Below are 12,976 nucleotides of genomic sequence, written 5' to 3' on the forward strand. Positions count from 1 at the left end.
AATGTATCGTTACATATTCCGCATTTTTCAAAGGTGCTAATTAGGTTTTTGGCGTAGGGCGGTGGGGGGTCAACTCGTTGACTTCCGCATAAAATGCGGACTTGACTGGATGTATTCAGCTGATTATGTGCGCTTTTCTTCATTGAGGAGCGGAATTTTCCAGCAAATTCTACTTTTTAGCCTGCTTTTCGGGCGCTAATATGTTGTAAAACAGTTTGCTGGGCGCCCGAAAATTGCCCCTTTCGCCATACCGTAAAGCCGTTTTTATGGCAAAAGGAGCAATTTTCGGGAGTTTAAGGTAGAAAGACTTTGGCAAGACTTTCTGTTGTATTCTTACTGCTATTCTTTTCTGCTCTTCGGCTCTTTTTTCTATCCCCTTCAGTCAGTTATCGCCTTTTCTCACAGCAAAGGTAAATGTTGTATTTCGTATGCCAAGTTCAGGCTCTGTTCACTATAAAAATCTCCACCCTTTTAGGGTAGTATTCAAGGCTCCGCTTTATGGTGAAAACTTGTCGTTATACGCTCTACAACACCTTTTGAAGCTGTGTAAAAGGCGAACAAAACCGACCGAGGTGATTGAATGAAAAAAAACCTCAGAGCAGGAATAGCATGAAAAGGCTCTCTTCCTCTCTCAGCGCTTGAATAAATTTTTAATTCCTACCGATATGAGAACTTATAGCAGTGAATACCAAAAGCAGTGGAGTAAATTGATGTATAACTTTTTTGATTACTTGCCTACAAAGTATAAACAGGCTACAAAAAAGGATTGGGAAATTAGACGCTTAATTTGGGATTTCAAGGACGGAAAAAGAAGTTTATCAGTTGCAAAACTTGTTGCAGAAAAATTAATACAACTTTTCGGAAATGAAGCTCAAAACATTGTTTTTGCGTGTATTCCAGCCAGCAGTGAGCAGCGCAATTTAACAAGATACAAAGTTTTTGCTGATGAAGTTTGCAGACTAAGCGGAGCAAAAAACGCATTTAACCATATACACGTACATGGCGAACGTCTTGCCATCCACGAAACGAAATGCAGTAAAAATCTTGAAAACGTACAGACTATAGATTTCGACCAGGAATTTTTCAACGGAAAGAAAATTTTGGTTTTTGACGATATCCTAACTCAGGGATATTCATATGCAAAGTTTTCGTGTATGCTTGAACGTTTTGGAGCATCTGTAATCGGTGGTTTCTTTTTAGGCAAAACTTTAATGTTAAACTAAATATTTATAATTTTGTAAGATTTATTCGAAGTATGTGGCGAATGTCGCCACCTCAGTGACGCAGAAGTTATTTATCATGTGACCAATTCAGAAAAGACATCTAAAGAAGTTGAAAGAATGATGATGCAGGATGATAAGGTTACTATTGATGAAATATGTGATATGCTTACACCGGCACGCAGAGAGATGGCAAAGGCAGTTATTGAACTATACAAGAGACTACAAGCCAAGCAAACAAATTTTGTTCAGATAAAATGTAGTAACGACATTTATAATGTGGTAAAACCTTATTTGTCGGATATGCAGCATGAGGAATGTTGGGCTATTTATTTGAACCAGGCATCAAGAGTCATAAGGAAACAACGAATAAGCACTGGCGGACTTGCTTCAACTCAGGTGGATGTAAGGGTAGTTCTTCGGGAAGCATTGAAAAACAATGCTACAAGTATGATACTTGTACATAATCATCCATCAGGGAATATACGACCGAGTTCAGATGATGACAGATTAACACAAGCTATGTTTCAAGCAGCTAAAACTCTTCAAATACGTATGTTAGACCACGTAATTTTTTCGGATGATAACTATTATAGTTATGCAGACGAAGGGCGCATATAAGGGCTGCAAATGGCTGTAATGCAGTTTTAGGGTAGGTGGGTAGCTATGCAGCCGCCCGCCGCCCGATTTTCCCGTTTATCACTACGTTGACGGAAAAATCGGGCGGCGGGATAAAGCGGAATTTGTTGTTTACGCAAAATATTTGCGAGCTTAGAAAAAAACTTTAGTTTTTATTTGATATTAAAATTAATATCATTATCTTTGTGTTGTTAATCAAACAAAGCGTTATATGAAGTATAATGAACTACATCGCATCCTTTCCAGGGCGGGATGCTATGAAACCGGAAAACAAAGGGCTGGTCATCCTGAATGGTTCAGTCCGATGACCGGAAAAAAATTCACTACAAGCAATCATGGTTCTGCTGAGGTGAAGCCCGGTACATTAAAATCAATAATCAGGGATGCAGGGGTTAAACTTTAACCCCTCCCTTTAATAAATATATAGTTATGGTAGTTACGGTTAATATTGAATTGGGTAATGACGGTACTTATGGTGCTTATATAGCTGGTGATAATCCGTTAGGTTTCGGAGTTATCGGTGAAGGTAATACCGTCAATGAAGCGAAAGAAGATTTTTTGAACGTGTTTAATGCTTATAAAGCTGATGGCGAATATGTGCCTGAAGGTTTGGTTTTCGATTTCTGTTATGATGTTCCTTCTTTCCTTGCTTATTATAGCAAGAGATTGTCTTTGGCTGGATTGGAACGCATTACAGGTATTGCACAAGGTCAGTTAAGTCATTATGTTACTGGCAGAAGAAAGCCAAGTAAAAAGACTGTAGAAAAAATACAGGATGCGCTGCACGCATTTGGTAACGAATTAAGTCATGTGAACTTTGTTTGATTAACAACTACAATTTTCATCTTGACATCATGGTCACTGTTTAATTCAACACTTTACTTTGACATGAACGATAGGAACCTCTTATATCTTGAGGTTCCTTTTGTTATAGGCTATATTTTTAATAATTATTTTTATACTCCTTTTGTATTTTTTTATAGCTTTGTATCCGACATTAATGTATAAAAACAATTATTAGGGTACAAATATAAAAAATGATTATTATGAAATTAGTAAAATTTAAAGAGGTCAAATTAGAAGATCCATTCTTCGATAGTTTGAAAGCTGATTATGAAGATTTTGAAGGATGGTTTAGTAGAAAAAGCGAAAATGATGCATACATACAGAAAAAAGATGATGGTTCTTTGCAGGCTTTTCTTTATCTAAAGATAGAAGATGAAGCCATAACTGATGTAACGCCTAATTTTCCTGAAGCTAAAAGACTGAAAGTTGGAACTTTTAAGATAGAAGCTCACAATACGAAATTAGGTGAAAAGTTTGTTAGGATGATAATGCATCATGCTTTATATGAGAAGGTCGAAGAAATTTATGTGACAATATTTGAAAAACATGTAGGTCTTGTAAATCTTCTGAAAAAATACGGGTTTGAGAAGAAAGCCATAAAAGGAGATCCTGCTAATCCTGAAAGTGTTTATGTCAAGTCAATGAAATGTCATACTGATGATATTTGTAAAGATTTTCCTTTTATCCATTCTGCTGGAAAGAACAAGTATGTGTTATCTATATATCCTAAATTTCATACTTCATTGTTCCCAGACTCTATTTTGAATACAGAAATAAGGGATAAGGATGCGCTTGTCAAAGACGTTTCTCATACTAATAGTATTCATAAAATTTATTTGTGTAAGATGGAGGATGCTAAGCAAATGAACCCGGGTGACCTTGTTGTTATTTATCGTACATCTGATAAGCCGGGAGCTGCAGAGTATAGAAGTGTAGTAACTTCTGTTTGTGTCGTTGAGGAAGTGAAAACTCCAAAAGATTTTAAAAACTATGATGAATACATTAGATACACCAATTATTACAGTATCTTTGATGAAAATATACTAACTGATTATTTTAATGATGAAAAAACAGTTATTATTAAAATGACATATAATGCTGCTTTTAATCGTAGAATAATTAGGAAAGAATTGATAGAAGAAATAGGTATTTCTCGTGGAGTATATTGGGGCTTTTTTAAGTTAACTGATGAACAGTTTAATAATATTATAGAAAGAGGTCAAATAGATGAAAGTCTTATTGTCGATTAAACCGGAATTTGTTCGTGAAATTTTTCAGGGACGAAAAAAATTCGAATATAGGAAAAGCGTGTTTACAAAACACGTTACTCAGGTAGTCGTATATTCAACTAAACCTGAAGGAATGATTGTTGGAGAATTTTCTGTAAAAGAAATATTAAGTGATACTCCGGAAAAATTATGGGAAAAAACATCCCTCGTTTCCGGTATCACTAAAGAGTTTTTTGACCAATATTTTGAAGGGCGTGACAAAGGTTATGCATTACAGATAGAGAATCCTGTTTTGTATAAGAAACCGATAAATCCATTTGATGTTTTTACTTCATTTGTGGCTCCTCAATCATTCAAATATCTTGAAGAAGATGATATAAATGAATCTGTTTTGAATTTTGTTGGACTATGAAAAATGATATTATATTTATTGGCGAATATTAATAGTTATGATTTGGATAATATTTGTAGCAGTATTGGTTGGTATGGTGTTTGTCTCATACCTCAAGAAAACCAATAAAGACCAATATTCATATAATGAGACAAACACAAGTTCTTACAGTAGTAACGTTCAGTCGTCTGGTTATACTTTAAGTACAAAACCAGAATCTCCGATACCTCAGAATGCAAAAAGAGTGAACTTTGCAGTTAAGGGTACTACATATCGTTCTGCATCTGATATAAATGCTGCAAGACGTGTCCGTGTTGGTGATGAACTTACCCTGGTTCATGAGCCATATAACGATAAGGATACATTTGCCATGATGGTTATGACTGCTGATGGTAGTCAAATTGGTTATGTAGAGAAGAAGTATTCCATGTGTTTCTTTGTATATAGAGATAATATATATAAATGTATTGTTTCCAAAGTTACTAATGACGATGTGCCATTTATATACGCGAATGCTTTTTTGCCGTTTGACGCACGTATTCCAGATGATGATTTAAAAGTTAAAAAGATGATGTCCAAAGACGGGCAATATATAGGTAATGGAGTAACTGTAAAGATTACTACAGAACGTAGTTTGGCACAAGAAGCTAATCCTGATTTGGATATTGCCGAGAAATTGAAATATAGTGATCCGGAAAAAGCTGTTGAAATATTTTTGTCATGTGCAGCAAATGAATCTGGACTATATTCATTACACCAGGCATGTATCTGTTATCGTAAAATGAAGGCTTATGATAAAGAAAAAGAATTGATACTACAGATTTTAGGGATTTGTAAGGAAGAAGGTTTTGATGAATCCATTGCAACTTATGAATCTCGTTTGTCAACTGTAGAATCTTTGATTAATAAAGGTGCTGAAAAAGGTAGTATAGCAAAAGCATATAAATTGCAGAAAGAAGGTAAATATATTGAGGCTTTAGAAATATTTAATAATATATTTTCTGAAGAAAAATTTATTTTACCCCTTACAGAACACATGATTCAGTGTTATAGAAAATTAGATGATACACCTAATGAACTAAGAATGCTTGAATATGCATTAAACAATAAATTGTCAGAAGCCAATAGACAGAAATATGAGAAAAGATTGAACATATTGAAGAATAAATAAAAACATAATAAACAATTTCTTTATGAAAGCTAAATTCCTTTTTCTAATTCCATGTAGTGCCATCCTATTATCTTGTAATAATAGTGAATTGGAGCGTAAGATTCAAACTCTTACTGCTGAGGTTACGCTACTTAGAGATTCTTTGAACAAAGTAATCCCAGAACTTGAAGGGTATAGAAATGATCCTGATAAGTTATGTTCTAATGTAGATGAACTATATAAGAGCGGTAATGTAGATGAACTTAACGTTATCAAAGATAAATTAGCTAAATATCACCCTGAGTCAGAGCAATACACAAAAGTTTCAAATCTGATAGAGAAGTACGAAGCAGAGCAAATAAAGAAAGCTGAAGCAGAGAAAAAAGCGAGGTTGAAGGCTGTGAGTAAATTGAGAAAGGAATATGATGACATAAATCATATAACTTGGTACTATAATCCATATTTCACTCATTATAATAATTCAAATCATACTTCTATTTATATCGGACAGAATGATAATACTGTTTGGTTGCGCTTAAGGATGTCTTACGAAGGTGATGATTGGATTTTCTTCACTTCTGCTTATCTTTCTTATGATGGAAACACTAAGTATATACCATTTGATGAGTATAGAGAAAAGAAGACTGATAATAATACACGGGTTTGGGAATGGATTGATGTTGGTGTTGATGATGACTTAATTTCTTACCTTAACAATATGGTCAATGGTAAGAATGTAAAAATGCGTTTAAGCGGTAAATATACACATACAAGAAATCTTACAAGTACTGAAATAAAAGCTATAAAAGATGTTCTGCTTGCTTATGATGTGCTTGTGGATGAAAAAATATTGTCTAATAAAGAAAAGTTGACTAAGATGTTGAAAGGAGAATAATTATATAAAATTCAGTTTTAAAACAAAGAAATAAAACGCCCTGTCATTCCAATCAAAACGCTTTGTCATTCAAAATCGAACGACAAAGCGTTTTTTCGTGCCATAATTTTTGCATATTCAAAACAAATCCATACATTTGTATCGACTTCCATTTGATACAGGCGACGACGGCTCGCCAATTAGTTTTGCTGCGGGCATTTTTTATGTCCATAGCTCATGCTATATAACTTATAGGTTCCGACCCCCGTGTGGAGTGTTAATGCACCCACTGCCTGTATCAGGTGGAAGTCAACGGGAAAGCGGGACCTTTTCTTGTACCCTTTCCCGTATTAATTAACTTTATTGTTTCATTTTAAATGACTTCCAAAATGAAAAAACAAACAACAATCCCTGCTAATCAGGCAAATTTCAGCACATTGGAAATGTGGCTGAACAGTGAAAGCAAGTTATTCACTACATTCTTTGCCGACAAAGGCGAATCGATTTCACGCAAAAAGGCTTTGGCCGATTTTCAGATGATCTTATCATTGGTCATTCTTCTCACATTCAGTTTTGCGAATCCTGTTATGACACTTATTTGTGCATTATGGTTTGCATCGTCTGTTATTCTCGTTAAGATGGTTGAACGTAGTTCTGACAAGGAAGGGGGTAAATGATGGATGAAGAAATTACTGAATTCAAGGTACAGAAAACAGCATACTATAATGACAATGGTCTGTTTATCGAGGAGTACCAGATATTCATGAATGGTCGCCCTGGTATCATGTGCGGTCGTGACGATTTCGAGAGATTATATAAGATTATGGGTAAAGCACTTAACGACAGAAAGGAAAACAATTATGGCAAAGCGTGATATAGCATTCGGTCAATTTATTTTGATAAGATACTGCGAAGAATATCTTCCTGCAGACAAAGGTTCAGAGAATGTTATTTACAAAACTTCTCAGCAGATACAGGATGAACTATCGGAAATGGCTGAGATAAGTCTTAATGAGATTGCTCAGAAAATGGTTGAACTCGGTTATGAGATAGGCATTTCGCCTGACGGTAAACCATCATGGCTCATACAGAGAAAATAACAGCTTCTCTTTTTAGATGATTTTTTTATTACATTTTATATTCCAAGGCGTGGCGTCGTGATGACGTTGCGCCTTTTGTCTTTTTAGGCTTTTCCGGCGCAGCATATCTTTGAATAAAAACAAAGATTTATGCTTTCAATAATTCAAGATATACCGGATTTCGTTCTCTCTTCACAACTCGACATCGTGATAGGTGCAGACAAGCAGGTTACATTTTCGTTGAGCAAAGACGGTAATGTGATTCTGCAGGAAACATATACACCGGACTCAAAGAATCAGGTACATATTCTTGACCTGTTCTCACTCATGGAGCCATATCTTCTGACAGCTCCATTAAGTCAGTTTTCATACACCTGCAGCGCATCGAGTGAAACTTCGATCAGCAAGACATTCATTGTGCTGTTATCGCAATACCTGATACCTGGTAGTGCTACTGATTTTGTAAACAATTATTTTCTTACAGCTCTTGCAAGTCGTGATAAGATTACATCTTTCGACCGCAAGGAAAATCTATATCTTACAACAGGCAAGATTTCTTCAGGTGGTACATCTATCTCTGTAAGTGCCGAATGTGTTTTTGTCAATGAATCGAATAAGATATATACTTCAGTTCGTTCTCTTGGTACCGTTCCGGATTATAATATCCGTTCAGTGGATGTTTCGCCTTCACGCTTCACTCAATCCGGTTACAAGCTGTTACGATATACTGTTACTGCAGGAGCCAGAAAGCAGGTGTACAGGCTTGACCATGACGAGCCGGATTCAATCGGTATCAAGTTCCGGAACTCATTCGGCTGTATGGAGACATTTTATTTCATCGGAACTGATAAGCTGGAGCCGGAACTTACTCGCAGTGCAGCTTATTTCAACGGTACATACAGAACCTACCATATCGATGAGCAGCGCAAACACACACTCTCTACTGGTTATATCCCGGAATCAATGTACACTCTGGTTGATGATGTGGCACGTTCGCAAGAGGTATATCTGATAGATGCTTCTGAAGAAATCCCTATTACAATTATTGATAGTGACACGCAGCGCGATACTTCGAATGACGGCCTGTTCTCTTTTACTATTACTTATATCCTTTCATCACGCTGTCAGAATCGCCTGAAGCTGCTGCCTGACATCTTCGATGATACGTTTGACGATACTTATAATTAATGCTTATGAATGTAATACATATCAAAGATGCTATGAGGTTGCTCGAGTCCGGGCAACCATGCAACCTGAAACTGTGGAAACTCAGTACAGGTGATATTCTCGAGTACAAAGGTGCTGTCTGTGTTGGCTCGCACTGGAGAAAAGGTATTCACCGTGTTCGCCTTCCTGCATCCGGTCTGATTCGTTCCTTTCGTGATATATCGCTTTTCGAGATTAATAATATGACTATATACCTGTAAACTATGGATAAAATAATTCAACAATACGATGACAACTTCATTCCTGGTGAGATATTCGATATCAGTGTTTCGAATGTAGCTACAGAGATGGCTTCTGTCACTGACAGTTCCCTTGTCTTTGATGAAGACGCGGATATTCAGACTACGCCTGTTCCCGGAAGAAACGGTATGGCATACGTCAATTTTGGAGATGATAACCAACTTCCTTTTGAAATAATAAAGATGATAGGTGTTGATGAAGTGATGAGTCAGAACAAACTGTTCAACGTCATCACTTGTTATGGTGCCGGACTGAAGTATATGGATGTCGATACAAAAGCCCCGACTACTCATCCTGAGATTAAACGGTGGTTGGTGCGAAACAGCCTTCCATTGTTCCAGCTCGAGCAGGCTACAGACATGAAGTATTTCTTCTTCTGTGTGTCGGTAATCATTCTTTCTCAGGACGGTCAGAAAATTAACCGCCTTATACACAAAGAAGCCTGTTATTGCCGCTTCGAAAAGGCAAGAAACGGCAAAATCAATCATGTGATTTATGCCAATTTCCGCCAGAACGCTTCTCTCAGCGATAAGGATTACGAAGTTATCCGCTTGCTTGATCCGCGTGATCCTATGGGTGACCTTATGGTTCTGATGGGGCGTGAACCGGGGCGTGACGGGCAGACTAAAGTTAGAACTACAGAACGTAAGTTTGCTATCCTGGTACGTTTCCCGACTCCGGGATATCAGTATTACCCGATACCTTATTACACAAGTATTTTTCGTGGCGACTGGTACGACATAAAGCGACTTATCGGCAAGGGCAAGAAGGCAAAGCTACGCAATCATGCCAGCGTGAAATATCAGGTTGAAGTACACAAGGATTACTGGAGTAACATTTGTGCAGAGGAACATATCACAGACCCGCTGCAGAAAATGGAGCGCATCAAAAAGGAGAAACAGAATATCAAGAATTTCGTTTCCGGAATAGAGAACTCCGGCAAGGTTTGGATAACCGGTTACTACATTGATCCGAACGGACGAGAGGTGAAGATGGTCCGTATCAATGTCATTGAAACAGGCAAGGAAGGTGGCGACTGGAGTGAGGATATTCAGGAAGCCAGCAATATCACTTGTTATGGCGACAACATCCATCCGAACCTTGTAGGTGCAACTCCGGGCAAAAGTCAGAGTAACAACTCCGGCTCCGACAAACGTGAGCTGTTCACTCTCAAACAGGCGCTCGAGATTCCTTTCCACGACCTTATGAATATACCTCATAATATCGTGATTGAGTATAACGGCTGGGGCGAAAAGGTTTATCCTGATGTACCTATGGTTCTGCTTACTACTCTTGACCAGAATACCGATGCAAAGATAAAGACAGCTTCAGATCTTGAAAGTAAATCCTAAAACATATTACCATGGCAATAGTATTTTCACAAGAATTATTCGAAAAGATTTGTTCCTCGGCTACTAATTCAACTGCCGAGGTCTATGATATGATTGCTCCTCACCTCGAGGACACACTGCAGAGTATCAATGTAGAGCTACTTGGCACGATGGCCGATAATCTCGATACTATTCCCGGTCTTGAGCAGGCTGTAACAAAATTGGTCTGTTTACGTACATACGCAGAACAGATTCCGGAACTTGACCTTGTGCTTACGCCTACAGGCTTTGGTATTGTATCAAACCAAAACCTTGCTCCGGCTTCAGCTGACAGAGTAAAGAACCTGCTGCAGAAGGTGACTAATGCGTATGATGATACATACGACAGATGTCTGGAACTGCTTGTCGGTACAGATTGGGCTGATACACCGCAAGCGCGTATCAATATCCCGAATCTGATTTATACCGCAAAGCAGCTGAAGATGTACGTCGATTTCCCTTCATCAGATGTACATCGTTCTAAACTCGTTGAGTTCCGGACAAAGATGTATCATGCAGAAGAAAAACTTATGCAGCACGTATCGGCCGAGTTCTTCGATCATATTCTCGAACAGGCTCGACACAATGCTTTCACTAAAGAAGAATCCGCTATGGCAGACTACATGTGTCGGTTTATTGGTTTCTGCATTGCTAAAAACTGGTCTGCTGCAAAGAGTATGCTTGAACGCATAGAAAATTATGCAGAGAGCAAACTTGATGCTTTCACAAGCTATAAGAATTCAGCAGCATATAAGGTCAAACATTTTGAGACATACCAGAATGAGCAGGAAGATTCCACATACTTTTTCGGATAGGGTGCTTGACTTCAGGTTTCCGACATCATGGCAGGAACTCAACCAGGAACAGTTGAGATATGTGTTCTTTGCCATTACCTTGTTCGCGCCGGCAAAGGCAAAGACATACATCTTCATACGCTTTACAGGCATTCGGATGAAGAAGAAAGTCAAGGGTGGTTGGCTGTGTACTTTTCGCGTAAGCTGGCGAAAGAAACTCAGATTCATCATGCACGACTGGCGGATTTGTAGCTTTATCCGTCAGCTTGATTTCATATCCAAGCCGAACGGATATCCGGTCAGACTTGACTGCATAGCCGGACGATATGCTATCAACGCTATGTTACATGGTCTATCATTCGAAGAATACCTTTGTTGTGAGAACCATTACCAGGGCTATCTGTATTCGCAGGATATCAATCATCTTAAATCTCTGTATGGTTTCCTTTATAAGAAACATCCGGGATTGAAAGGTACTCTGAAGGCATTCTTATCACGCCAAAAAGAATATGAACTGATGTCGGTTTTCCTTTGGTGGGGTAGCATCAAACTGTATTTCTCATCAATGTTTCATCATTTCTTTCAGCCTATCCAGAGCATTGGCGACGCTGATCAGCCGGAGATACCCGACCTGATGGGTGCGATGAACGCTCAGATACGCGCCTTGACAGGTGGCGATGTAACTAAAGAAAAAGAAGTTCTGCAGATGGACTGCTGGCGCGCCCTGACAGAACTCGATGCTAAAGCACACGATATTCAGGAACTAAAATCAAGACAGAAAAATGGACGCAATTAATTTCTTTGACGGACACGAATATTTTAAAGTTCTGACGGAAAAGAATAAGCTGGCTAAAGCCAACGCTTTCTTTCCGTGTTCCTGCAGTGGAATAAATTCACTTCAGGATGTACTCGAGAATTTCCGCAAGCAGTCTGCTTTCGTCTGTATCGATGATACAAACGATGCATCCACTGAACAGATAGGTGGCGGATGGTTCAAGAAACGCACCTTCACGGTGTTTCTTCTCATCCGCTATAAATTCGATGATATGAAAGACCGTGCCGAGAAACTTGATATCTGCAGACAGATATTCAGACAGTTTCATTCTCGCATGATCCGCGACAAATATCTGTATGAGGATATGGATAAATCATTCCTCAATGTATCACGGATTTATGCCCGCGAACTGGGTGAGTATTTCATTTCCGGTTGCACAGGGCTGTATTTCATGACTGAGATTTCTGAACCTATTAATCTATGTTATAAGGAGGACGAATGGGATGGCTAAAGGTTGGCATGGTATAAAGAGTGGTTGGCATAGTTTCGACTCTAAAGAAAAACAGAGAAGATCTGAGAATGCCACTCCTGAAGACCGATTGAAATATATGAACGCCTGGTCAGACATGATGATAAATATCTGGCGTGAGAAGATTGAACGGCTACATGTTATAGACACTTACAGGCTTCATCAACAAATAAGTGAGAATGTTGCAGGCTCTCCTGACTTTGCTACCATTCAGCATAAATTTATGCAGTATGGTATTTATCAGGATTGCGGTACTGGTGTAGGTTATAAAAGAGGAAATCAAGGATATCTTGAGGTTCTTGATTGGAGTTATAGAGAAGAGAACAGGCTTGATGTTCCTCGTAAAAGAGGACCTGGTTGGGGTGGCGGTTATACCTCAGGAGAAACGAGATATCCTCGTGAATGGTTCTCTCGCCCATATTTTGCATCAGTTATGGTGCTAAAAGAACAGATGGCATATATGTATTCCGAAGAGTTTTGCGGTTTGATTGTTGATGCAATCCAATACAACGAAAGAGTGAGAGGTACTTCTATGCGTAATCGTCTATGGGGTTCACACTGGAGAAACAAGAATAAATACTCTTATTGATGTCTTTTTGTAGAATAGCTCGGA

The 12,976-nt window shown here is 38.3% G+C and carries 18 protein-coding genes; all 18 read left to right on the forward strand.

Annotation, left to right across the window (positions count from 1 at the left end):
* Positions 1–665 precede the first annotated feature (665 nt).
* Entirely contained in the window at positions 666–1,223 is a 558-nt protein-coding gene (locus NW213_RS07090) for a phosphoribosyltransferase (RefSeq protein ID WP_258322301.1), read from the forward strand.
* 78 nt (positions 1,224–1,301) lie between these two features.
* Positions 1,302–1,841 carry a RadC family protein gene (locus tag NW213_RS07095; RefSeq protein ID WP_258322302.1) on the forward strand — a complete coding sequence of 180 codons (540 nt, stop codon included), beginning with the start codon at positions 1,302–1,304 and terminating at the stop codon, positions 1,839–1,841.
* Between the two features lie 229 nt (positions 1,842–2,070).
* Positions 2,071–2,262: a type II toxin-antitoxin system HicA family toxin gene (locus NW213_RS07100; RefSeq protein ID WP_235340913.1), complete on the forward strand. Its 192-nt coding sequence runs from the start codon at positions 2,071–2,073 to the stop codon at positions 2,260–2,262.
* Between the two features lie 26 nt (positions 2,263–2,288).
* A complete protein-coding gene (locus tag NW213_RS07105; RefSeq protein ID WP_235340912.1) occupies positions 2,289–2,684 on the forward strand; it encodes a helix-turn-helix transcriptional regulator in 396 nt (131 codons plus the stop codon).
* A gap of 221 nt (positions 2,685–2,905) precedes the next feature.
* Positions 2,906–3,955 carry an N-acetyltransferase gene (locus NW213_RS07110; protein ID WP_258322303.1) on the forward strand — a complete coding sequence of 350 codons (1,050 nt, stop codon included), beginning with the start codon at positions 2,906–2,908 and terminating at the stop codon, positions 3,953–3,955.
* On the forward strand, positions 3,933–4,346 hold the full coding sequence (locus tag NW213_RS07115) for an ASCH domain-containing protein (RefSeq protein WP_258322304.1): 414 nt from the start codon (positions 3,933–3,935) through the stop codon (positions 4,344–4,346). Before NW213_RS07110 ends, NW213_RS07115 begins: the two co-directional genes overlap by 23 nt.
* A gap of 37 nt (positions 4,347–4,383) precedes the next feature.
* Positions 4,384–5,496, forward strand: a complete 1,113-nt coding sequence (locus tag NW213_RS07120; RefSeq protein WP_258322305.1) for an HIRAN domain-containing protein — start codon at positions 4,384–4,386, stop codon at positions 5,494–5,496.
* 22 nt (positions 5,497–5,518) lie between these two features.
* Positions 5,519–6,370, forward strand: a complete 852-nt coding sequence (locus tag NW213_RS07125; protein ID WP_258322306.1) for a hypothetical protein — start codon at positions 5,519–5,521, stop codon at positions 6,368–6,370.
* A 368-nt stretch (positions 6,371–6,738) separates the two neighbouring features.
* The gene (locus NW213_RS07130; protein ID WP_258322307.1) at positions 6,739–7,026 is read left to right on the forward strand and encodes a hypothetical protein; all 288 of its coding nucleotides are present in this window, start codon (positions 6,739–6,741) and stop codon (positions 7,024–7,026) included.
* A complete protein-coding gene (locus tag NW213_RS07135) occupies positions 7,023–7,223 on the forward strand; it encodes a hypothetical protein (RefSeq protein WP_258322308.1) in 201 nt (66 codons plus the stop codon). The genes NW213_RS07130 and NW213_RS07135 overlap by 4 nt, the downstream gene beginning before the upstream one ends.
* Entirely contained in the window at positions 7,210–7,449 is a 240-nt protein-coding gene (locus tag NW213_RS07140; RefSeq protein WP_258322309.1) for a hypothetical protein, read from the forward strand. Before NW213_RS07135 ends, NW213_RS07140 begins: the two co-directional genes overlap by 14 nt.
* Before the next feature lie 129 nt (positions 7,450–7,578).
* A complete protein-coding gene (locus NW213_RS07145; RefSeq protein ID WP_258322310.1) occupies positions 7,579–8,616 on the forward strand; it encodes a hypothetical protein in 1,038 nt (345 codons plus the stop codon).
* A 5-nt stretch (positions 8,617–8,621) separates the two neighbouring features.
* The gene (locus tag NW213_RS07150) at positions 8,622–8,855 is read left to right on the forward strand and encodes a maintenance system killer protein (protein WP_235353950.1); all 234 of its coding nucleotides are present in this window, start codon (positions 8,622–8,624) and stop codon (positions 8,853–8,855) included.
* A 3-nt stretch (positions 8,856–8,858) separates the two neighbouring features.
* On the forward strand, positions 8,859–10,247 hold the full coding sequence (locus tag NW213_RS07155) for a hypothetical protein (RefSeq protein ID WP_258322311.1): 1,389 nt from the start codon (positions 8,859–8,861) through the stop codon (positions 10,245–10,247).
* Positions 10,248–10,258: 11 nt separating this feature from the next.
* Positions 10,259–11,080, forward strand: a complete 822-nt coding sequence (locus NW213_RS07160; RefSeq protein ID WP_258322312.1) for a DUF6712 family protein — start codon at positions 10,259–10,261, stop codon at positions 11,078–11,080.
* A complete protein-coding gene (locus NW213_RS07165) occupies positions 11,031–11,855 on the forward strand; it encodes a hypothetical protein (RefSeq protein ID WP_258322313.1) in 825 nt (274 codons plus the stop codon). Before NW213_RS07160 ends, NW213_RS07165 begins: the two co-directional genes overlap by 50 nt.
* On the forward strand, positions 11,842–12,345 hold the full coding sequence (locus NW213_RS07170; protein WP_258322314.1) for a hypothetical protein: 504 nt from the start codon (positions 11,842–11,844) through the stop codon (positions 12,343–12,345). The genes NW213_RS07165 and NW213_RS07170 overlap by 14 nt, the downstream gene beginning before the upstream one ends.
* Positions 12,338–12,952 (forward strand): hypothetical protein, encoded by a 615-nt coding sequence (locus NW213_RS07175; RefSeq protein WP_258322315.1) that lies wholly within the window; start codon positions 12,338–12,340, stop codon positions 12,950–12,952. The genes NW213_RS07170 and NW213_RS07175 overlap by 8 nt, the downstream gene beginning before the upstream one ends.
* Positions 12,953–12,976: the final 24 nt, after the last annotated feature.

The sequence above is a fragment of the Bacteroides sp. ET336 genome (assembly GCF_024733815.1).
GTDB lineage: Bacteria > Bacteroidota > Bacteroidia > Bacteroidales > Bacteroidaceae > Phocaeicola > Phocaeicola cellulolyticus.

Bases quoted from the DNA above. Each gene is read 5' to 3' on its own strand.
- NW213_RS07090 (WP_258322301.1), top strand. From the start codon at position 666: ATGAGAACTTATAGCAGTGAATACCAAAAGCAGTGGAGTAAATTGATG.
- NW213_RS07100 (WP_235340913.1), top strand. From the start codon at position 2,071: ATGAAGTATAATGAACTACATCGCATCCTTTCCAGGGCGGGATGCTAT.
- NW213_RS07105 (WP_235340912.1), top strand. From the start codon at position 2,289: ATGGTAGTTACGGTTAATATTGAATTGGGTAATGACGGTACTTATGGT.
- NW213_RS07110 (WP_258322303.1), top strand. From the start codon at position 2,906: ATGAAATTAGTAAAATTTAAAGAGGTCAAATTAGAAGATCCATTCTTC.
- NW213_RS07115 (WP_258322304.1), top strand. From the start codon at position 3,933: ATGAAAGTCTTATTGTCGATTAAACCGGAATTTGTTCGTGAAATTTTT.
- NW213_RS07120 (WP_258322305.1), top strand. From the start codon at position 4,384: ATGATTTGGATAATATTTGTAGCAGTATTGGTTGGTATGGTGTTTGTC.
- NW213_RS07125 (WP_258322306.1), top strand. From the start codon at position 5,519: ATGAAAGCTAAATTCCTTTTTCTAATTCCATGTAGTGCCATCCTATTA.
- NW213_RS07130 (WP_258322307.1), top strand. From the start codon at position 6,739: ATGAAAAAACAAACAACAATCCCTGCTAATCAGGCAAATTTCAGCACA.
- NW213_RS07135 (WP_258322308.1), top strand. From the start codon at position 7,023: ATGATGGATGAAGAAATTACTGAATTCAAGGTACAGAAAACAGCATAC.
- NW213_RS07140 (WP_258322309.1), top strand. From the start codon at position 7,210: ATGGCAAAGCGTGATATAGCATTCGGTCAATTTATTTTGATAAGATAC.
- NW213_RS07145 (WP_258322310.1), top strand. From the start codon at position 7,579: ATGCTTTCAATAATTCAAGATATACCGGATTTCGTTCTCTCTTCACAA.
- NW213_RS07150 (WP_235353950.1), top strand. From the start codon at position 8,622: ATGAATGTAATACATATCAAAGATGCTATGAGGTTGCTCGAGTCCGGG.
- NW213_RS07155 (WP_258322311.1), top strand. From the start codon at position 8,859: ATGGATAAAATAATTCAACAATACGATGACAACTTCATTCCTGGTGAG.
- NW213_RS07160 (WP_258322312.1), top strand. From the start codon at position 10,259: ATGGCAATAGTATTTTCACAAGAATTATTCGAAAAGATTTGTTCCTCG.
- NW213_RS07170 (WP_258322314.1), top strand. From the start codon at position 11,842: ATGGACGCAATTAATTTCTTTGACGGACACGAATATTTTAAAGTTCTG.
- NW213_RS07175 (WP_258322315.1), top strand. From the start codon at position 12,338: ATGGCTAAAGGTTGGCATGGTATAAAGAGTGGTTGGCATAGTTTCGAC.